Here is an 18,281-nt window from a genome sequence, read left to right as displayed (position 1 = left end):
CGGCACCCGCGGCACCGCGCCGGTCGGATCCTCCGCTCGCGGAGCTACCCACCGGCGCGGTCCCGCGCCTCCCCCGCAACAGAAAGGGCGCCCTGTGCCGCTCATCCGCATGACCGACGTGCGCAAGGTCTACCCCGGCGCAGGGCGCGGCGCCGCCCCGACCGCGGCCGTCGACGGCGTGAGCCTCGAGATCGACGCGGGCGACGTCTACGGAGTGATCGGCTACTCCGGCGCCGGCAAGAGCACGCTCGCGCGCCTCGTCAACGCCCTCGAGCCCGCGACCAGCGGCAGCATCGAGATCGACGGCCGCGAGACCGTGGGCCTGCCCGAGCGCGAGCTGCGCCGGCTGCGCCTGGGCATCGGGATGATCTTCCAGCAGTTCAACCTGTTCGGCTCGAAGACCGTGGGGCAGAACGTCGCCTACCCGCTGCAGGTCGCGGGCGTCCCGCGCAGGGAGCAGCGCGCCCGCGTCGACGAGATGCTCCGCTTCGTCGGCCTGAGCGACAAGGCGCGCAGCCACCCGGAGCAGCTCTCGGGCGGGCAGAAGCAGCGCGTCGGCATCGCCCGCGCCCTCGCCGCCTCCCCGCGCATCCTGCTGGCCGACGAGGCCACCAGCGCGCTCGACCCGGACACCACCGGCGAGGTGCTCGCCCTCCTCCGCCGCATCAACGAGGAGCTGGGCGTCACCATCGTCGTGATCACCCACGAGATGGACGTGGTCCAGCAGCTCGCGACGAAGGTCGCGGTGATGGAGTCGGGCCGGATCGTGGAGCGCGGGCCCGTCTTCGACGTGTTCTCGGCCCCGCGCGAGCCGGTCACCCGCCGCTTCGTCTCCACGGTCGTCCGCTCGGTGCCCTCGCCCGCGGAGGCGGCCGTGCTGCGTACGCGCCACCGCGGCCGGCTGGTCACGCTCTCGTTCTCGGACGACTCCGCCTCCCAGGGCGACGTCTTCGCCGAGGTCGCGGCCGCCGGCGTGCCGCTCGAGCTCGTCTACGGCGGCATCACCGACGTCCGCGGGCGGGCCTTCGGCCACCTCACGGTCGCCCTCGACGCGCCGGACGGCGTCGTCGATTCCCTCCTCGCCCGCCTCGGCGGACGCGTCGCCCTCACGGAGGTGCCCCGATGAACGAGCTGATCCCGCTCCTGCCCAAGCTCGTCCAGGCGACCGGCGAGACGCTCTACATCGTCGCGCTGAGCCTCCTCTTCGGCGGGCTCGGCGGACTGCTGATCGGGCTGGGCCTGGCGCTGACCCGCGGCGGCGCCCTCTACGCGAACCGGGTGGTCCACGGACTGCTCAACGTGATCGTGAACGTGTTCCGGCCGATCCCGTTCATCATCTTCATCGCCGCGGCCCAGCCGCTGGCCCGGCTGGTGGTCGGCTCCGGCATCGGCACGGACGCGATCGTCTTCACCCTCTCGCTCGGCGCCGCCTTCGGCATCGGGCGGATCGTGGAGCAGAACCTGCTGACCGTGCAGCCCGGCGTGATCGAGGCGGCGCGGTCGGTCGGAGCGAGCCGGTTCCGGATCGTCCGCACGGTGCTGCTGCCGGAGGCGCTCGGTCCGCTGATCCTCGGCTACACGTTCGTGTTCGTCGCCGTGATCGACATGTCGGCGGTCGCCGGATACATCGGCGCCGGCGGGCTCGGCAACTTCGCGATCCAGTACGGCTACCGGCAGTTCGAGCCGGTCGTCACCTGGGCCGCGGTGCTCGTGATCATCGTGATCGTGCAGCTGGTGCAGCTGCTCGGCAACGTGCTGGCCCGGCGCGTCCTGCGCCGCTGAGCCCCCCCCCCCCCGCACGAACGCGAGACGCCACTCCGGTTCGCGACACGCAAGGGTCGCTGTACCGGAGTGGCGTCTCGTGGAGGGACGTCCGCAGAGGCGGGAGCCGTCAGTAGCGCGGCTTGCGCTCCGGGCGCTCGCTCGAGCGGCTCGGGCCGCTGGGGCGTGCGCCGCGGTCGGCGCCGGCGCGGCTCGGACGGCGGTCCGGCTTCAGCTCGATCAGCTGCCCGCTGATGCGGGTGTCGGCGAGGCGGTCGAGCACGTCCTGGGGCAGGTCGGCCGGCAGCTCCACGATCGAGAAGTCCGGGCGGATGTCGATGTGCCCGAAGTCGCCCCGGTTGAGGCCGCCCTCGTTCGCGAGCGCGCCCACGATCTGGCGGGGCTCGACGCGCTGGCGGCGGCCGACCTCGATCCGGTACGAGGCGAGGTTGCTGTTCGCCGGGCGCTGACGGCGCTCGGGACGCTCGCCCCGGTCGCCGCCGCGGTCGAAGCGGTCGCCGCGCTCGGGGCGGTCGCCCCGGTCGGGCCGGGAGTCGCGGTCCTCGCGCTCGCGACGGGCGAAGCGGGGGTCGTCGGGCGAGAGCAGCAGCGGCTCCTCGCCCTGCGCGACGATGGCCAGCGCGGCGGCGACGTCCGACTCGACCACGTCGTGGTGCTCGACGTAGTGGCCGATGATGTCGCGGAAGCGCTGCAGGCGCTCGGTGTCGGCGAGCGCCGCGGTGATCGCGTCGTCGAATCGCGAGAGGCGGGTGACGTTGACGTCCTCGACGCTCGGCATCCGCATCTCGGTCAGCGGCTGGCGGGTGGCCTTCTCGATGGCGGCGAGGAGGCGGCGCTCGCGCGGCGTGACGAAGCTGATCGCCGCTCCGCTGCGCCCCGCGCGACCGGTGCGGCCGATGCGGTGGACGTACGACTCGGTGTCGATCGGGATGTCGTAGTTGACGACGTGGCTGATGCGCTCGACGTCGAGGCCGCGGGCGGCGACGTCGGTCGCGACGAGGATGTCGAGCTTGCCGGACTTCAGCTGCTCGACCGTGCGCTCGCGCTGGGCCTGGGCCACGTCTCCGCTGATCGCCGCCGCGGTGTAGCCGCGAGCGCGCAGCTTCTCGGCCAGCGTCTCCGTCTCGCTCTTCGTGCGGACGAACACGATCATGCCCTCGAAGTTCTCGACCTCGAGGATGCGGGTGAGGGCGTCGACCTTCTGCGGGTACGACACCATCAGGTAGCGCTGCGTGGTGTTGACGGAGGTCGTGGTCTTGTTCTTGACCGTGATCTCCTCCGGCTCCTTCAGGTACTTGCCCGAGATGCGGCGGATCTGCGCGGGCATCGTGGCCGAGAACAGCGCGATCTGCTTCTCGACGGGGGTGTCGGCGAGGATCGTCTCGACGTCCTCCGCGAAGCCCATCTTGAGCATCTCGTCGGCCTCGTCGAGAACCAGGAACTTCAGCTGCGAGAGGTCGAGGGTGCCCTTCTCGAGGTGGTCCATGATGCGGCCGGGCGTGCCGACGACGACGTGGACGCCGCGGCGGAGCGCGGAGAGCTGGGTGCCGTAGCCCTGGCCGCCGTAGACGGGGAGGACGTGGACGCCGCGGAGGCCGGACGCGTAGCGCTCGAACGCCTCGCAGACCTGCAGCGCGAGCTCGCGGGTCGGGGCCAGCACGAGGGCCTGCGGCGTCTTCTGCGAGACGTCGAGGCGCGAGAGGATCGGCAGCGCGAACGCCGCGGTCTTGCCGGTGCCGGTCTGGGCGACGCCGAGGACGTCGCGGCCGGAGAGGAGGGACGGGATCGTCGCGGCCTGGATGGCCGAGGGCGTCTCGTAGCCGACCTCCTTGAGGGCCTTGAGGACCGGGTCGGAGAGACCGAGGTCGGAGAAGGTGAGCGTGGGGGCGCTCTCGGAAGCGGTGTCGGCTTCGGGGGCGGAATCGGGGGTATCGGTGGACGCCATGGTGCAACGGTAGTGCTCCGGCGGCGCCGCCGTCCGAGGGAACCCCGAACGCTCGGGCGATCCCGACCCTCCGGAGGCGCCTCGAGCGCCCGTCACGGGGTGAAGTCGAGCAGCACCTTGCTCGAGCGCGAGGCGTCGCGGGCGAGCTCGAAGGCCTCGAGCGCGCGCTCCAGCGGCACCACCTGCGTGACCACCGGCGCCACCGCGAGGCTTCCGTCGGCGAGCGCCGCCAGCACCTCGTCGATCTCGTCGACGAAGCGGAAGGAGCCGATCAGGCGCAGCTCCCGGGTGATCGCGAGCGAGATCAGGGCCGGCTGCTCGCCCGAGGGGAGGAGTCCCACCATCACGACGGTGCCGCCGCGGGCGGCGCCCCGGACGGCCGAGGCGAGGCCGCGCGGGCTGCCCGAGGACTCGAAGACGACGTCGGCCGCGACCTCGGCGATCGCGTCGGCGTCGGTCGCGCGGATCGTCCGGGTCGCGCCGACCGCGCGGGCGATCGCGAGGGGCTCCTCGGCCAGGTCGACCGCGACGATCTCGGCCGCCCCCGCCCGCTTCAGCACGGCGACGATCAGCGCTCCGATCGGGCCGCTGCCGATCACCAGCGCGCGCCGTCCCGACACCTCCCCCGCGCGGGACACCGCGTGCCAGGCGACGCCCGCCGGCTCCGCGAGCGCCGCCTCCCGGAGCCCGAGACCGGCGGGCAGCTCGCGGAGCATGCGCGCCGGCAGCACCGCGTGGCGGGCGAACGCGCCCTGGGTGTGCGGCATCCGCGCGGCGCTGCCCAGGTAGGTGCCCTCGGTCGCGAGGTTCGGGCGCCCGTCTGGCCACTCGCCGCGCGCGGTCGCGGGGTGCACGGCGACGGCCGCGCCGACCGGGGGTCCGGAGCCGTCCGCCGCTGCCTCGACGACCGTGCCGACCACCTCGTGGCCGAGCGTCAGCGGCTCGCGGAGGATCGACTCGCCCGCGGCGCCGTGCGTCCAGTAGTGCAGATCGGAGCCGCAGATCCCGCCGTACGCGACGGCGACGAGGGCCTCGCCGGGGCCGCGCGGCGCGAGCGGCGCGTCCTCGACGCGGAGGTCGCCGGCGGCGTGGACGACGACGCGGGTGGTGGAGGCGGGGACGAGCGCGGTCATGCGGGTTCCGTTCGGTGGGTCGAGGGGTGGCTCAGACGACGACGGTCATGCCGCCGTCGATGAAGACGACCTGCCCGTTGACGTAGTCCGAGCCGTCGGAGGCGAGCCAGACGGCAGGGCCGATCAGGTCTTCGACGCGGCCCCAGCGCGCGGCGGGCGTGCGGCCGAGGATCCAGCTGTCGAACGCCTCGTCGTCGACGAGGCCCTGCGTCATCTCGGTGTGGATGTAGCCCGGCGCGATCGCGTTGACCTGGATGCCGTGCTGCGCCCACTCCGCCGTCATCGCGCGGGTGAGGTTGCGGATCCCGCCCTTCGAGGCGGTGTAGGGCGCGATCGTCGGCCGCGCGAGATCGGCCTGCACCGAGGCGACGTTGACGATCTTCCCGGCGCCGCGCGGGATCATCCGCTTCGCCGCCGCCCGGCCGACCACGAAGGCGCTGGTGAGGTTCGTGCGCAGCACCCGCTCCCAGTCGGCGACCTCGAGCTCGAGCAGGGGCACGCGGTGCTGGACGCCGGCGTTGTTGACCAGGATGCGCAGCGGGCCCACCGCCTCCTCGATCCACGCGACGCCCGCCTCGGCGGCCGCGTCATCGGTGACGTCGAAGGCGCGGGCGTGGATCCGCGGGCGGTCGTCGGTGCCGGCGAACCGCTCCGCGAGCTCGGCTCGGGCGGCCTCGAGGCGCTCGGGGTCGAGGCCGTTCAGGACGACGGTGGCGCCCGCCTCGGCGAGGCCGGTGGCGACGGCGCGGCCGATGCCGCGGCTGGATCCGGTGACGAGCGCCACGCGGTCGGTCAGGTCGAAGAGCACGGTTCCTCCAGAGGGTCGGAGCGGATGTCAGGGCTGCGGAGGCGCCGCGCGCGGAGGGCCCGCGACAGTGCGGCTCGCGAGCGCGCCGATCCCGTCGAGGGCGATCAGCACCTCCTGGCCGGGCCCGACCTCGACGGCCGTGCCGGGCGAGCCGGTGAGGACGACGTCTCCCGGGTGGAGCGTGAGGTGGGAGGTGAGGTGCACCAGGATCTCGGCGGCGCGCCAGCCGAGGCGGTCGGTCGAGGAGACGGCCCGCACCTCCCCGTCGACGCTCACCGTGATGCCGACCGCGTCGACGTCGACTCCGGTCTCGATCCACGGTCCGAGCGGCGTCCAGCCGTCGCCGTTCTTGCCCTGGAGGAAGAGGCCGTCGGCGGCGATCATCCCGGGAGCGGTGACGTCGTTCGCGACCGTCGCTCCGAGCACGTGCGCGAGCGCGTCCTCGGGAGTGAGGTGCCGCGCGGTGCGGCCGATGACCAGGGCGAGCTCGCCCTCGACGACCACCGGGCCGATGCCCTCGTCGAGGACGATCGGATCGCCGGGCCCGGCCAGCGTGTGCGCGGTCTTGTGGAAGGCCTGCGGCGGCAGCAGCCGGTCGGCCGCGGAGCCGTTGTGCGCCATGCCGAGGATGACGCGGGGCTCCACCGGGGCCAGCAGCTGCGCGCCCTCGACGGGCCAGCGGCGGCCCGTCTCGACCGGCTCCGCGGCGAAGGCGTCCTCGATCTCGCGCCACTCCCCCGCGACCTGGAGGACGACGGCCGGTCCGTCCTCGGCCCGGATTCGCGCGAGGCGCATCAGCGGACGCCCCTCGGCTCGACGCCGCTCGTGCTGGTGCTGCTGGTCGCCACGGTGCCTCGCTCACTCCGGCCCGCGGAGGCGGGATGGGCCGAGCGTAACAGCCCAGTGAACGGCATTCAACAGAATGGACAGCGAGGCGTCAGGCGGGTGCTCCGGCGACGAGGGGCGGGCGGCCGAGCGCCGCGGCGGCCTCGCGGAGGGCCGCGACGACCTCCTCCTGATCGTCGGCGATCGGCCGGACCAGCGAGACGCCGACCGCGACCGAGAGATCGGAGCGGGTGGCGGCCGGGACCGCGACGGCGACGCCCAGGACGCTGGGGTGCAGCTCGCCGTCGTCGATCGCGTAGCCGCGCACGCGCGCCGCGGCGACCTTGCGGAGCAGCTCGCGGGTCGAGGACGTGGACCGGTCGGTGAAGACGACGATGTCGCGGTCGTCGGCGAAGCGCTCGGCGATCTCGCTGTCGTCGAGCTCGGCCAGGAGCGCCGTTCCGACGGCCGTGGCGGAGGCGGGGTACCGGTCGCCGACGCTCGCGGAGAGCGCGAACCGCTCCCGCCCCTCGTGCACCGCCAGGTAGAGGACCCGCGTGCCGTCGAGCAGCGCGATCTGCACCAGCTGACGCGAGAGCACCGGCGACTCCTCGCAGAGCCGGTAGAACTCGCGCACCGGGTCGAAGCCGGCGAGGTAGTGGCTGCCGAGCTCGACGGTGCGCCGACCGAGGAGGAAGCCGGAGCCGACGCGGCGGATGAGCCGGCCCTCCTCGAGTGCGGCGCAGAGGTTCGAGGTCGACGACTTGGCGATCCCGAGCTCGCGGGCGATGTCCGTCAGCGTGCGCGGGCCGCCCGCGTCGGCCAGGAGGTCGAGGATCCGCATGGCGCGCGACACGGCGGGGGCGCCCGAGCCCCTGTCGGAGTCGACCGTCGTCGGGGGCGCATCGGGGCGGGCCATGGCGTCCTCTTCCGGGGGCGGGGTCAGTAGAACTCCACCGTATCGACTCGGTTGATCAGGGGCTCCCCGTCGAGGAAGCGGGTGGCGTTGCGCGCGAAGAGCTCGGCGATCAGGCGGTCCTCCGCGACGTTCAGCGCCGCGGTGTGGGGGCTGATCAGGACGCTCGGGTGGCTCCAGAGCGGGCTGCTCTGCTCGAGCGGCTCCTCCGCCACCACGTCAAGCGCGGCGAAGCCGACGCGGCCGTCGTCGAGCGCGGCGAGCAGCGCCTCCTCGTCGACGACCGTCCCGCGCCCGACGCTGACGAACGAGGCGCCGGGGCGCAGTGCGGCGAAGAACTCGGAGCCGACCAGCTTCTCGGTGGCGGCGGTGCCGGGGAGCGTGACGACGACCCCGTCGATCCGGCCCGCCACCTCCGCGATCGCGTCGGGGGCGACGATCTCGTCGACGTGCTCCACCTCGGTCTCGTGGCGGCTCGTGCCGATCACGCGGGCGCCGAGCTGCTGGAGCTTGCGGGCGGTTGCGCGCCCGATCGTGCCGAGCCCCACGATCAGGACCGTCTGCTCCGAGATCAGCCCCATCGTCCACCGGCCGCCCCAGACGCGCTCGCACTGGAGGGATTGGAGGCGCGGGAGGGACTTGGCGCCGGCCAGGAGTCCGAAGACCCCGAACTCGGCGAGCGGCTCGGAGTGGACTCCCGCGGAGGTCGAGAACGCGATGCGCTCGAGCTGCGCGTCGTCGAGCCCCGCGGCCCGCACCTGCGCGCCTCCGCCCGCGGGCATCGTCTGCACCCAGCGGAGGCGCGGATTCGCGGCCGCCGTGCGCGCGAGCGCGGCGGGGGTCTCGTCCGGCACGCCGTAGAGCACGTCCGCGGAGTCGACGAGCTCGTCGAAGGCGCGCTGCTGCTCCGGGGTGCGCCGGAAGGAGGGGTCTCCGCCGTGGTCGCCGGGGTGGCGCATCGGAGGGAGGAGGCTCTGGTCGGCGACGACGTCGAGGCGCGGCTCGAGCTCGACGATGCGGGCGATCAGCTCGGAGCTGAGCGGCGAGGCGATGACGACGCGGAGGCGATCGGTCACGGGTGTCCCTTCGCGGGACGGTGCGGGAGACTCTCCCCCGGATCGGCCCGCGCCCACCCTACTTCACTCCTGTGAACCCTGTTCGATATGCTGGGCGCATGCCGGACACCACGACCGCCGCCCTCCCCCCCGCGCGCACCGGCTTCGTCGGGCTCGGGAGCATGGGCGCCCCGATGGCCCGGCGCCTCGTCGCCGCCGGCGTCCCGCTCGGGATCACCGCGCGCCCCGCGTCCGCCGACCGCGCCCGCCGCGCCGTCCCCGGGGCGCAGTGGCACGACTCCGCCCGCTCGCTCGCCGCCGCCTCGGAGGTGCTGATCGTGATGGTGCCGGACCTGCCGCAGCTCGAGGAGGTGCTCGAAGGAGAGGAGGGAGTGCTCGCCGCGGGGTCGGACCTCGTGCTCGTCGTCTGCTCCAGCGTGTCCGCCTCCGGCCTGCGCGAGCTGGCGGGGCGCCACCCGCGGCTCCGCCTCGTCGACGCCCCGGTCAGCGGCGGCACCGAGGGCGCCGAGGCGGGGACCCTCTCGATCATGGTCGGCGGGGCGGAGGAGGACGTCGCCCGGGCGCTGCCCGTGCTGTCCGCCTGCGGGACCGCCGTCCGCCTCGGGCCGCTCGGCGCCGGCGAGGTGGCGAAGGCCTGCAACCAGCTCGTCGTCGCCGCGACCATGACCGCGATCGCGGAGGCCGCCGTCATCGCCGAGCGCTCCGGCCTCGACCTCGACACGCTGCTCGCCCTACTGCAGGGCGGCTACGCGGGCAGCCGCGTGCTCGAGACCAAGCGCGCCGCCCTGGTCGCCCGCGACTACACGCCGACCGGCGTCGCCTCCTTCATGGACAAGGATCTGCGGGCCGCGGCCGACGAGGCGGAGGCGACGGGCACCTCCGCTCCGCTGCTCGGCACGCTCCGCACCGTGTTCCGCGACCTGGTCGACGCCGGCCTCGGCGACGAGGACCTCGCGGTGGTGCACCGCTTCGTCGCCGAGCGCTGAGGCGGGGAGCGTTCGCGAGGAGGCCGGGCGGAGACGCTCCGCTGCGCGCCGAGACGCCGGCGAGGGGCGGTGTCTCGGCGGAGAGGCGCCGCGCGAGAGCAGCCTCCGCGCGTCGGCGCAAGGGCCCCCGCTCCGGGCGTCCCCGACCTAGCGTCGGTGGAACGGCATCATCGAGCGAAGGAGCACGACATGGCATCAGGAGTCGCAACGGTCTGGGTCCCCGTCACGGACATGGAGCGGGCGGTCGCGTTCTACCGCGACACGCTCGGCCTCGAGGTCAAGGACACCTCGGACGACTGGTCGGAGCTGGACGCCGGCGGGCTGATGATCGGCCTGAACGCCCGCGAGTCGGCCACGGTCGCGGAGCAGGGCGGGGCGGTCATCTCGTTCCAGCCCGAGGGCTCGATCGAGGACGAGCTGGAGCGCCTCACGGCGCGGGGCGCGTCGATCGAGGGCGAGATCAGCGACCACGAGTGGGGCCGCATCCTCCCCTTCAAGGACTCGGAGGGCAACGACCTCCAGTTCTACTCGCCGCCGCAGAGCTGAACGGAGGGCCGCCGTCGAGGCGGCCGCGACGAGCGGCGGGCGGGCCGGAGCCGGAGGGCTGCGGTCCGCCCGCCGCTGTGCGTCGCGCGGGCAGTCGTTCCCCGCGCAGGTGCGTCGCCCGGCCGGTCCGGTCCTCGGATCGTCTCTCCGCCGTATGTGAAGCCCCACTTACAGCCCTTCTCCGCACCTGGGGTCTTAGGATCAGCTGTCCGCCGCATCTGCGGACTCCTGATCCGGAGGTCCCCGTGCGTCGTCGACTGCTCCCCCTCGTCCCGGCCGCTGCCGCGCTCCTCCTGCTCGCGGGCTGCTCCGCTCCGTCGACCCCCGCCGGCGATGCGGCCACCGGCGGCGCGACGTCCTCGGCCGGCGGCTCCATCACGGTCTTCGCCGCCGCCTCGCTGAAGGGCGCGTTCACCGAGCTCGCCACGGGGTTCGAGGCCGCCGAGCCCGGAGCCGAGGTCGAGCTCTCCTTCGCCGGCTCCTCCGATCTCGCGACGCAGATCGTCAACGGCGCCCCGGCCGACGTCTTCGCCTCCGCCGACGAGCGCACGATGTCCACCGTCGCCGAGGCCGGGCTCGTCGACGGGGACCCGGTCGACATCGCCACGAACACGCTCGAGATCGCCGTGCCCCCCGGCAACCCGGCGCAGGTCGCCTCGCTCGCCGACCTCGCCCGGCCCGGGACCGCCACCGTCGTCTGCGCGCCGCAGGTGCCGTGCGGAGCAGCGGCCGCCGCGGTCGAGCAGGCCGCCGGGGTCGACATCTCCCCCGTGAGCGAGGAGTCGTCGGTCACCGACGTGCTCGGCAAGGTGTCCTCGGGCGAGGCGGACGCCGGGCTCGTCTACGCGACCGACGTCCGCGGGGCTGCGGGCTCGGTCACCGGCATCCCCTTCGCCGAGGCCTCGGAGGCGGTGAACACGTACCCGATCGCGGCGCTGACCGGAGCGGGCGACCCGGCCACGGCGGCGGCCTTCGTCGCGTACGTCGCCTCCGACGCCGGACGCGCGGCGCTCGCGGCGGCCGGGTTCGGAGCGCCGTGAGAGGCGTCGCGGCGTCGGAGGAGGCCTGCAGGGCGGTCGGCGGGTCGGTCATAGGAGGGTCGTAGGACGGTCATCGGAGGCGCAGAGCCCCGGCGGCCAGGGTTGCTCGCGACGGACACCACGATCGACGAGGAGCACGACCATGACCCGCATCCCGGAGCCCCGCAGCACGCCCGACGGACCGGCCTACGAGGGCCGCCGCCTCGACCGCCCCGAGGAGGAGGTGGTCGACCAGGGCCTCCCGTTCGACGTGGGGACCCTCTTCTCACGGCGCGGCGTGCTGACGCTGGTCGGCGCGGGGGCGGCGACCCTCGGGCTCGCGGCGTGCGCCACCGGAGGATCGGGATCCGCCTCCTCCGCCGCCGCGACCGCCGCCGCGACTCCCACCGCGACCGCCACGGCCGGGACCGCCACCGCGGTCGCCGGCGAGATCCCCGACGAGACCGCCGGCCCCTACCCGGGCGACGGCTCGAACGGGGTCGACGTCCTCGAGCGCTCCGGGATCGTCCGCAGCGACCTGCGGACCAGCGTCGGCGGCGGCGCGACGGCCGACGGGGTCCCCCTGGCGCTCACTCTGACGATCCTCGACGCGGCGAACGGGGGCGTGCCGTTCGCCGGAGCCGCCGTGTACGTCTGGCACTGCGACGCGCACGGGGACTACTCGATGTACTCCAGCGGCGTCGAGGACGAGACGTACCTCCGCGGCGTGCAGGTCGCCGACGCGTCGGGCGTCGTCTCCTTCGCCTCGATCGTCCCGGCCTGCTACTCCGGCCGCTGGCCGCACATCCACTTCGAGGTGTACCCGGGAGTGGACTCGATCACCGACGCGTCGAACGCGATCGCGACCTCGCAGGTCGCCCTGCAGGAGGAGGCGTGCACCGCTGTCTACGCCCTCGACGCGTACGCGGGCTCGGCCGCGAACCTCGCCCGGGTCGGCCTGGACACCGACTCCGTCTTCGGCGACGACGACGGAGCCCTGCAGCTCGCGACGATGTCCGGCAGCCCGGCGTCCGGCTACTCCGCGGCACTCACGGCGAGCGTCGACACCCGCACCGCGCCGACCGCGGGCGCCGCGCCCCGCAGCCGCTGAACCCCCGTCCTCCTCCGCGAGACGCCGCTCCGGTCCGCGACACGCCGACGGCGGCGTACCGGAGCGGCCTCTCGCGAGAGGGGAACGGGCGTCAGCGCAGGAGGCGGCGGGCGACGGCCACGGCGCCGAGGGCGGCGAGGACCCAGGGGCCGCCGACGAGCAGCGGGTCGAGGATCTGGTGGCGCACGTCGGTCCGGCCGCGGCGCGAGGCGATCGGGTGCGCGTGCACCTCGGCGAGCACGCCGGTCTCGGTGATCGGATCGTCCGGCCGTGTCGTGAGCAGCGAGCGGAGGTGCGCCCCGGTCGACTCCACCCGGTCGCCCAGCACGAGCAGCAGCCAGTGCGCGTGGCGCCCCTCGCTGAACCGGTCGTAGGCGTAGCGGCGGATCGCGCCCGAGAGGCCGTGGAGGGGCTGCGCCGTGCCGAAGACGGCGGGCAGCTCGAGGTGCTCGATGCTCTTCTCGCGACGGCCGTGCGTCCGCATCCTCTCCGGGCGCTCCCAGTGCGCGCCCGAGACGAGGTCGCTGCGCTCGCGGGGGAAGGCGGGCCGGTCGGCGGGGTCGAGGTCGGCGCCCCAGCCCGGGATGCGGGCGCGCAACTCCTCGGCGGTCGGCACGCGGACGGGGCGGTCGGCGGTGTACGGCACGGGATCCTCCTACGGGACGACGACGGTCTTGATGCAGCCGTCGAGCTTGGACGAGAACAGGTGGTACCCCTCGGCGATGTGCTCGAGCGGGATGCGGTGCGTGATCAGGTCGCTGGGCGTGATGTGCCCGGCCCGGATGTGCTCGAACAGGCGCGGCCACTGCCGGGTGACGGGGGCCTGGTTCATCCGCAGGGTGAGGCCTTTGTTGACGGCGTCGCCGAACTTGACGGCGCTCGCGAGCGGACCGTAGGCGCCCATCACCGAGACGGTGCCGCCCTTGCGGACGCCGTCGATCGCCCAGTTGAGCGCGATCGGCGAGCCGCCCTGCAGCTTGAGCTTGGCGCCGGTGACGTGCTGGAGGAGGTTCCCGTCGGCCTCCGCCCCGACCGCGTCGATCACGACGTCGGCGCCGAGACCGCCGGTGGTCTTCTTGAGGGTGACGACGAGGTCGTCCTCCTCGGTGTAGTCGATCGTCTCCGCGAAGGCGAACTCGCGGGCCTTGGCGAGCCGGTAGTCGATCTGGTCGACGACGATGACGCGGCCGGCGCCCATCAGCCAGGCGGACCGCGCGGCGGCCAGGCCGACCGGTCCGGCTCCGAGCACCACGACCGTGTCGCCCTCGACGATGTCGCCGAGCTGCGCCCCGAAGTAGCCGGTCGAGAAGGCGTCGGTGAGCATCAGGGCGTCCTCGTGCGGCAGCCACTCGGGGATCCTCGTCGGGCCCACGTCGGCGAACGGGACGCGCACGTACTCCGCCTGCCCGCCGTCGTAGCCGCCCGCCGAGTGCGAGTAGCCGTAGATGCCGCCGATCGCGGTGGCGTTCGGATTCACGTTGTGGCAGTTGGAGTAGAGGCCGCGGGAGCAGAACCAGCAGGAGCCGCAGTAGATGGTGAAGGGGACCATCACCGTGTCGCCGACGCTGAGGTTCTGCACCGACGAGCCGACCTCGTCGACCACGCCGATGAACTCGTGGCCGAAGGTGTGGCCGATCCGGGTGTCCGGGAGCAGCCCGTGGTAGAGGTGCAGATCGGATCCGCAGATCGCCGCCATCGTCACCCGGACGATCGCGTCGTTCGGGTGCTCGATCCTCGGCCGGTCCTTCTCCTCCACGCGGACCTTGTAGGGGCCCCGGTAGACCATCGCGCGCATGCCGCCTCCTGTGTCGTCGTCCCTTCAGCGTGCGTCGTGCTCCTGCCGGTCCTCCAGGGGGTTGCGCGCGGGGCCCGGGACCCCCAGAGCCCGTTCCTCCGCGTTCCGCTCCTCCCTCTCCGCGAGATGCCACCCGGATGCGCGGCACGCCGCAGGAGGCGTACCGCAGCGGCATCTCGTGGGGAGGAGACGGACACGGCACGGGCTCAGCCGCGGACGTAGGATCGACTCCATGCCGCAGATACGGATCAGGGACGCCGCCGCCGCGCTCGGCGTGAGCGACGACACGCTGCGGCGCTGGATCGAGAACGGGACGCTCGAGAGCGCGAAGGACGCGTCCGGGAGACGCGTCGTCGACGGCCTCGAGGTCGCCCGGCTCGCCCGCGCGAACGCCGTGCTGCCGGAGGATCCGTCCCCGGTCGCGCGCTCGGCCCGCAACCGCTTCGTCGGGATCGTCACCGGCATCGTGATGGACACCGTGATGGCGCAGGTCGAGCTGCAGTGCGGTCCGCACCGCGTGGTCTCGCTGATGAGCAGCGAAGCGGTCCGCGAGCTCGGGCTCGAGCCCGGGTCTCCCGCGGTGGCGGTGGTCAAGGCGACCACGGTCATCGTCGAGACGCCGCTCGCCCGCGGCTGATGCGCACCGGGTCCGGCCTGCCGCGCTGGGTCGTGGCCGTCGCCGCGCTCGGCGCCCTGCTGGTGCTGCTCCCGCTCGCCGCGATCCTCGCCCGCGTCGACTGGCCGCAGTTCCTGCCGCTGATCACCTCCGACTCCTCCGTCGCCGCGCTCCTGCTGAGCCTGCGCACCTCCGCCGTCGCGACCCTGCTGTGCCTGCTGCTCGGCACCCCGATGGCCCTCGTGCTCGCCCGCACGGCCTTCCCCGGCCAGCGCCTGCTCCGCTCGCTGGTGCTGCTGCCGCTGGTGCTGCCGCCGGTGGTCGGCGGGCTGGCGCTGCTCTTCACCTTCGGTCGGATGGGCCTGCTCGGCGGCGCACTGGAGGCCCTCGGCGTCCGCATCGCGTTCTCGACCACCGCCGTCGTGATCGCGCAGACCTTCGTGGCCCTGCCGTTCCTGGTGCTGACGCTCGAGGGCGCGCTGCGCAGCGCCGGCGCGCGGTACGAGTCGGTCGCCGCGACACTCGGCGCCTCCCCCGGTACGGTGCTCCGGCGGATCACGCTGCCGCTGATCCTGCCGGGCCTCGCCTCGGGCGCGATCCTCTCGTTCGCGCGGGCGCTCGGCGAGTTCGGGGCGACGCTGACCTTCGCCGGCAGCCTCGAGGGCACGACGCGCACCCTCCCGCTCGAGATCTACCTGCAGCGGGAGAGCGATCCGGACGCGGCGGTCGCCCTCGCGCTGGTGCTCGTGGTGGTCGCGGTGCTCGTGATCGGTCTCGCGCACGGCCGCTCAGCCCGGGGGGTGCCGCGGTGAGCCTGCTGCTGGAGGCGCGGCTCGCGGCGCGCGGGATCGACGTGCGGATCGACGTGGCCGAGGGCGAGACGATCGCGCTGCTCGGGCCCAACGGCGCGGGCAAGTCGACCGTGCTCGAGCTGATCGCCGGCCTCGTCCGTGCCGACTCCGGGCGGGCGACCGCCGGCGGCGCGCTGCTCTTCGACGACCGCCGCTGGACTCCTCCGCACCGCCGCCCCGTCGCCCTGCTGGCGCAGGACCCGCTGCTGTTCCCGCACCTCAGCGTGCGCGAGAACGCGGCGTTCGGTCCGCGCAGCGCCGGCGCCGGACGGGCGCGGTCCCGCGAGCGGGCCGAGCGCGAGCTGGCCGCCGCGGGCGTGGCCGACCTGGCCGACCGGCGCCCGGGGAGCCTCTCCGGCGGCCAGGCTCAGCGGGTCGCCCTCGCCCGGGCCCTCGCGACCGACCCGCGCCTCCTGCTGCTCGACGAGCCGCTGGCCGCGGTCGACGCCCGGACCGCCCCCGTCCTCCGCCGGATGCTCCGCGAGGTGCTCGCCGACCGCTCGGCGATCGTGGTCACCCACGACGTGCTCGACGCCTGGACCCTCGCCGACCGGGTTCTGGTGCTGCACGGCGGCCGGGTGGTCGAGGAGGGGCCGACCGCCCGCGTCCTCACGCGCCCGCGCACCGCATTCACCGCCGAGCTCGCCGGGCTCGAGCTGCTCGAGGGCGTCCGCACCGCGACGGGTCTGCGCACCGCCGACGGGCACGAGCTGTCCGGAGTCGCGGCCGAGCCGGTCGCGGTCGGCGCCGCGGTGCTCGCCGCGGTCCGCCCCTCCGCCGTCTCCGTCGGAGAGGGAGGCCTCCGCGCCGTGATCACCGATGTGGAGCAGCGGGGAGACGCGGTGCGGGTGCGCAGCGCGCTCCTGACCGCCGACGTCCCGGCGGCCGACGCGGCGCGCCTCGACCTCGCGCCCGGACGCGAGGCAGGCTTCACCGTCGCTCCGGAGGATCTGCTGGTCTACCCGGCGTGAGGGGCCGGCACGAGGAGACGGCTCGCCATCCGGCGTGAATCCGCCCCTCGGACCGCCCTGTGCTCGACGCGAGGGACGGCGCGAGCGCCCGTCCCGTTACTCCGCCCCGCCGCCGTCCGCGTCGGACAGCGGGAGCCGCGCCCTCAGCCGCGCCCCCGCCAGCACGGGCGAGTCCGAGAGCTCCAACGAGCCCCCGTAGACCGCGAGCTGCCGCTCCAGCCGCGCCAGGCCCGAGCGCGTCGACCCCTCGACGAGTCCGCGGCCGTCGTCGTCGAGGGTGAGCACCACGACGCCCGCCTCCTCGTCGCCGCGCACCCGCAGCGAGGAGGCGCCGCCGTGCTTCAGCGCGTTGGTGACCGCCTCCTCCAGGAACCGGACCAGGAGCATCCGCTGGTCGAGCGGCGGCTCGGCGCCCTCGGCGGCGAGCGCCGGGATGCGGCCGAGGTCGAGGTCGACGGCGATCTCGGGAGGGAGGCGCGCGACGAGGTCGCGGACGGCGGGGACCAGGCCGTGGTCGATCTCGACCGGGTAGAGGGCGTGGCCGACCGCGCGCACCTCGTCCTCGCGGAGCCGGTCGAGCCGGGCGGCGATGGCGAGCAGCCGCTCCGAGGCCGCCTCGTCGGATGTCCTCGCGACCGCGTGCAGCTCGGCGGTCAGCACCACGAGTCCGTTCTGGAGGCCGCCGTGCAGGCTCTGCGCGACGTCGCGCCGCACCCGCAGCTCCTCCCGCTGCAGGGCCTGCACCGCCTCGAGCGCTTGCACGGAGGCCCGGGCGTGCTCCCGCTCCTTCTCGCGCACGCGCCGTGCCGCGCGCACGAGCAGGTAGCCGTAGGCGGTGATCAGCGCGATCACCGTGGATCCGACGACCAGCTCGACCGCGAGAGCGGGGAGGGCCGAGAGCGGGTAGACGCCGGTCAGCACCTGGAGGCAGCAGCGGACCAGGCCCATCCCCACGGCGATGACCGCCGTCCGGGCCACCCGGCCGCCGCCGGTCGAGCGCTCGGGACGCAGCACCGCGACCAGGGCGATCGCGAGCCCGATCGTCGACACGTTGACCAGGACGCGCGTCGTCACGTCGAGCAGCGGCCCCGGATCGACGCCCCGCAGCGTCCGCGACAGCATCCCGAGCGCGAAAACGGCCTGGAGCGCGGCCAGCAGCGAGAGGACGCCGCCCAGGAGGGCCATCGCTCCGAGGACGATGCGGTTGTCCTCGCGCGCGTCGCGCGGGCCGGCGCTCATCCGGTGTGCTCGAGGAAGAGGAGCGTCGCGTCGACCCGCGGGTTGCGCTCGCCGTCCGAGCGGACGCCGAGGGACGCGTAGACGGCGTTGACGTGGTTGTCGACCGAGCGGACCGCGATGCCGAGGCGCTCGCCGATCGCGGCGTTGGTCAGCCCCGATGCGAGACCCGAGAGCACCTCGTACTGGCGCGGGCTCAGCGCGGCGACCGGGGAGTCTCGGCGGGCCGCGCGGGCGGCGACCAGCGCCGGATCGAGCACGGTGCGGCCGTCCGCCGTCGCGCGGACGGAGGCGAGCAGGGCGGGGGCGGAGAGGGAGGAGGTCTTCGAGAGGTAGCTCCAGCCGCGGGCCTCGGCGCGGTCGAGGCGGAGGAAGCGGTGCATCGCGTCGACGGCCGAGAGCAGGACGATGCCCAGCTCGGGCGCGGTGGACCGCAGCCGGCGCCCGAGCTCGATGCCGTCCCCGTCGCCGAGCTCGATGTCGAGGATCGCCACGTCGAGCTCCGCGGGCCGCAGCACCGACCGCGCCTCCGTGGCGGATCCGGCCTCCACGACGCTCCGCACGCCCGGCACCGCGCGCAGCAGCGAGGACAGCATGTGCCGGTAGAGGGGCTGGTCGTCGACGACGGCCAGCCCCTCTACCGGCACATGCTGTCCTCGCTGCTG

The 18,281-nt window shown here is 74.4% G+C and carries 19 protein-coding genes; 9 read left to right on the top strand and 10 right to left on the bottom strand.

Annotated features, from left to right (window positions below; all coding sequences use genetic code 11):
• The first annotated feature begins 109 nt into the window (after positions 1-109).
• Positions 110-1,126, top strand: coding sequence for a methionine ABC transporter ATP-binding protein (locus tag C5C39_RS12050; protein WP_104353484.1), 1,017 nt, complete (start codon positions 110-112; stop codon positions 1,124-1,126).
• A complete protein-coding gene (locus C5C39_RS12045; RefSeq protein WP_104233527.1) occupies positions 1,123-1,782 on the top strand; it encodes a methionine ABC transporter permease in 660 nt (219 codons plus the stop codon). The genes C5C39_RS12050 and C5C39_RS12045 overlap by 4 nt, the downstream gene beginning before the upstream one ends.
• 109 nt (positions 1,783-1,891) lie before the next feature.
• Here the strand turns inward: C5C39_RS12045 and C5C39_RS12040 are convergent, their stop codons facing one another.
• The 6 genes from C5C39_RS12040 to C5C39_RS12015 all read right to left on the bottom strand — a co-directional run bounded on the left by C5C39_RS12040 (position 1,892) and on the right by C5C39_RS12015 (position 8,485).
• Positions 1,892-3,727 (bottom strand): DEAD/DEAH box helicase, encoded by a 1,836-nt coding sequence (locus C5C39_RS12040; protein ID WP_104237941.1) that lies wholly within the window; start codon positions 3,725-3,727, stop codon positions 1,892-1,894.
• A gap of 92 nt (positions 3,728-3,819) precedes the next feature.
• Entirely contained in the window at positions 3,820-4,860 is a 1,041-nt protein-coding gene (locus C5C39_RS12035; RefSeq protein WP_104237940.1) for an L-idonate 5-dehydrogenase, read from the bottom strand.
• A gap of 31 nt (positions 4,861-4,891) precedes the next feature.
• Positions 4,892-5,668, bottom strand: coding sequence for an SDR family oxidoreductase (locus C5C39_RS12030; RefSeq protein ID WP_104353471.1), 777 nt, complete (start codon positions 5,666-5,668; stop codon positions 4,892-4,894).
• A 27-nt stretch (positions 5,669-5,695) separates the two neighbouring features.
• Positions 5,696-6,463, bottom strand: a complete 768-nt coding sequence (locus tag C5C39_RS12025) for a fumarylacetoacetate hydrolase family protein (RefSeq protein WP_104296006.1) — start codon at positions 6,461-6,463, stop codon at positions 5,696-5,698.
• A 142-nt stretch (positions 6,464-6,605) separates the two neighbouring features.
• Positions 6,606-7,412, bottom strand: coding sequence for an IclR family transcriptional regulator (locus tag C5C39_RS12020; protein ID WP_104353470.1), 807 nt, complete (start codon positions 7,410-7,412; stop codon positions 6,606-6,608).
• 23 nt (positions 7,413-7,435) lie between these two features.
• On the bottom strand, positions 7,436-8,485 hold the full coding sequence (locus tag C5C39_RS12015; RefSeq protein ID WP_258062498.1) for a D-2-hydroxyacid dehydrogenase: 1,050 nt from the start codon (positions 8,483-8,485) through the stop codon (positions 7,436-7,438).
• Positions 8,486-8,583: 98 nt separating this feature from the next.
• Between C5C39_RS12015 and C5C39_RS12010 the strand changes: the two genes are divergently transcribed.
• The 4 genes from C5C39_RS12010 (at position 8,584) to C5C39_RS11995 (ending at position 12,147) form a co-directional block, all read left to right on the top strand.
• Positions 8,584-9,471: an NAD(P)-dependent oxidoreductase gene (locus tag C5C39_RS12010; protein ID WP_104353468.1), complete on the top strand. Its 888-nt coding sequence runs from the start codon at positions 8,584-8,586 to the stop codon at positions 9,469-9,471.
• A 189-nt stretch (positions 9,472-9,660) separates the two neighbouring features.
• Positions 9,661-10,017, top strand: coding sequence for a VOC family protein (locus C5C39_RS12005; protein WP_104226592.1), 357 nt, complete (start codon positions 9,661-9,663; stop codon positions 10,015-10,017).
• Positions 10,018-10,262: 245 nt separating this feature from the next.
• The gene (gene modA / locus C5C39_RS12000) at positions 10,263-11,057 is read left to right on the top strand and encodes a molybdate ABC transporter substrate-binding protein (RefSeq protein WP_104353467.1); all 795 of its coding nucleotides are present in this window, start codon (positions 10,263-10,265) and stop codon (positions 11,055-11,057) included.
• A 142-nt stretch (positions 11,058-11,199) separates the two neighbouring features.
• On the top strand, positions 11,200-12,147 hold the full coding sequence (locus C5C39_RS11995; protein ID WP_104353466.1) for an intradiol ring-cleavage dioxygenase: 948 nt from the start codon (positions 11,200-11,202) through the stop codon (positions 12,145-12,147).
• 91 nt (positions 12,148-12,238) lie between these two features.
• Here C5C39_RS11995 and C5C39_RS11990 read toward each other — a convergent pair whose 3' ends face one another.
• Both C5C39_RS11990 and C5C39_RS11985 read right to left on the bottom strand, forming a co-directional pair.
• Entirely contained in the window at positions 12,239-12,793 is a 555-nt protein-coding gene (locus C5C39_RS11990) for a hypothetical protein (RefSeq protein WP_104353465.1), read from the bottom strand.
• A gap of 9 nt (positions 12,794-12,802) precedes the next feature.
• Positions 12,803-13,942: a zinc-dependent alcohol dehydrogenase gene (locus C5C39_RS11985; RefSeq protein ID WP_104353464.1), complete on the bottom strand. Its 1,140-nt coding sequence runs from the start codon at positions 13,940-13,942 to the stop codon at positions 12,803-12,805.
• Positions 13,943-14,174: 232 nt separating this feature from the next.
• Here C5C39_RS11985 and C5C39_RS11980 point away from each other — a divergent pair, with 232 nt between their 5' ends.
• From C5C39_RS11980 to C5C39_RS11970, 3 genes are read left to right on the top strand one after another with little or no spacing between them, the layout of a single operon-like run.
• Positions 14,175-14,579, top strand: coding sequence for a molybdopterin-binding protein (locus C5C39_RS11980; protein WP_104222447.1), 405 nt, complete (start codon positions 14,175-14,177; stop codon positions 14,577-14,579).
• Positions 14,579-15,370: an ABC transporter permease gene (locus C5C39_RS11975; RefSeq protein ID WP_104222446.1), complete on the top strand. Its 792-nt coding sequence runs from the start codon at positions 14,579-14,581 to the stop codon at positions 15,368-15,370. The genes C5C39_RS11980 and C5C39_RS11975 overlap by 1 nt, the downstream gene beginning before the upstream one ends.
• Positions 15,367-16,380, top strand: coding sequence for a sulfate/molybdate ABC transporter ATP-binding protein (locus C5C39_RS11970; RefSeq protein WP_104353463.1), 1,014 nt, complete (start codon positions 15,367-15,369; stop codon positions 16,378-16,380). Before C5C39_RS11975 ends, C5C39_RS11970 begins: the two co-directional genes overlap by 4 nt.
• A gap of 96 nt (positions 16,381-16,476) precedes the next feature.
• On the opposite strand, the gene C5C39_RS11965 is transcribed toward C5C39_RS11970, so the two are convergent.
• Positions 16,477-17,619, bottom strand: a complete 1,143-nt coding sequence (locus C5C39_RS11965) for a sensor histidine kinase (protein WP_104353462.1) — start codon at positions 17,617-17,619, stop codon at positions 16,477-16,479.
• The coding region (locus C5C39_RS11960; protein ID WP_308471214.1) for a response regulator transcription factor at positions 17,616-18,281 on the bottom strand (666 nt) is incomplete at its 5' end. The genes C5C39_RS11960 and C5C39_RS11965, both read right to left, overlap by 4 nt.

This window comes from Rathayibacter sp. AY1F3 (genome assembly GCF_002931975.1).
GTDB lineage: Bacteria > Actinomycetota > Actinomycetes > Actinomycetales > Microbacteriaceae > Rathayibacter.
Note: the sequence above shows the minus strand (reverse complement) of the source record. Positions and strands in the feature narration are given on the sequence as shown.

What these genes read in the sequence shown, in the direction of transcription:
- C5C39_RS12050 (WP_104353484.1), top strand. Translation starts at nt 110, where the DNA reads ATGACCGACGTGCGCAAGGTCTACCCCGGCGCAGGGCGCGGCGCCGCC.
- C5C39_RS11985 (WP_104353464.1), bottom strand. Translation starts at nt 13,942, where the DNA reads ATGCGCGCGATGGTCTACCGGGGCCCCTACAAGGTCCGCGTGGAGGAG.
- C5C39_RS12010 (WP_104353468.1), top strand. Translation starts at nt 8,584, where the DNA reads ATGCCGGACACCACGACCGCCGCCCTCCCCCCCGCGCGCACCGGCTTC.
- C5C39_RS12045 (WP_104233527.1), top strand. Translation starts at nt 1,123, where the DNA reads ATGAACGAGCTGATCCCGCTCCTGCCCAAGCTCGTCCAGGCGACCGGC.
- C5C39_RS12020 (WP_104353470.1), bottom strand. Translation starts at nt 7,412, where the DNA reads ATGGCCCGCCCCGATGCGCCCCCGACGACGGTCGACTCCGACAGGGGC.
- C5C39_RS12035 (WP_104237940.1), bottom strand. Translation starts at nt 4,860, where the DNA reads ATGACCGCGCTCGTCCCCGCCTCCACCACCCGCGTCGTCGTCCACGCC.
- C5C39_RS12025 (WP_104296006.1), bottom strand. Translation starts at nt 6,463, where the DNA reads ATGCGCCTCGCGCGAATCCGGGCCGAGGACGGACCGGCCGTCGTCCTC.
- C5C39_RS11965 (WP_104353462.1), bottom strand. Translation starts at nt 17,619, where the DNA reads ATGAGCGCCGGCCCGCGCGACGCGCGCGAGGACAACCGCATCGTCCTC.
- C5C39_RS12005 (WP_104226592.1), top strand. Translation starts at nt 9,661, where the DNA reads ATGGCATCAGGAGTCGCAACGGTCTGGGTCCCCGTCACGGACATGGAG.
- C5C39_RS11995 (WP_104353466.1), top strand. Translation starts at nt 11,200, where the DNA reads ATGACCCGCATCCCGGAGCCCCGCAGCACGCCCGACGGACCGGCCTAC.
- C5C39_RS11975 (WP_104222446.1), top strand. Translation starts at nt 14,579, where the DNA reads ATGCGCACCGGGTCCGGCCTGCCGCGCTGGGTCGTGGCCGTCGCCGCG.
- C5C39_RS12040 (WP_104237941.1), bottom strand. Translation starts at nt 3,727, where the DNA reads ATGGCGTCCACCGATACCCCCGATTCCGCCCCCGAAGCCGACACCGCT.
- C5C39_RS11980 (WP_104222447.1), top strand. Translation starts at nt 14,175, where the DNA reads ATGCCGCAGATACGGATCAGGGACGCCGCCGCCGCGCTCGGCGTGAGC.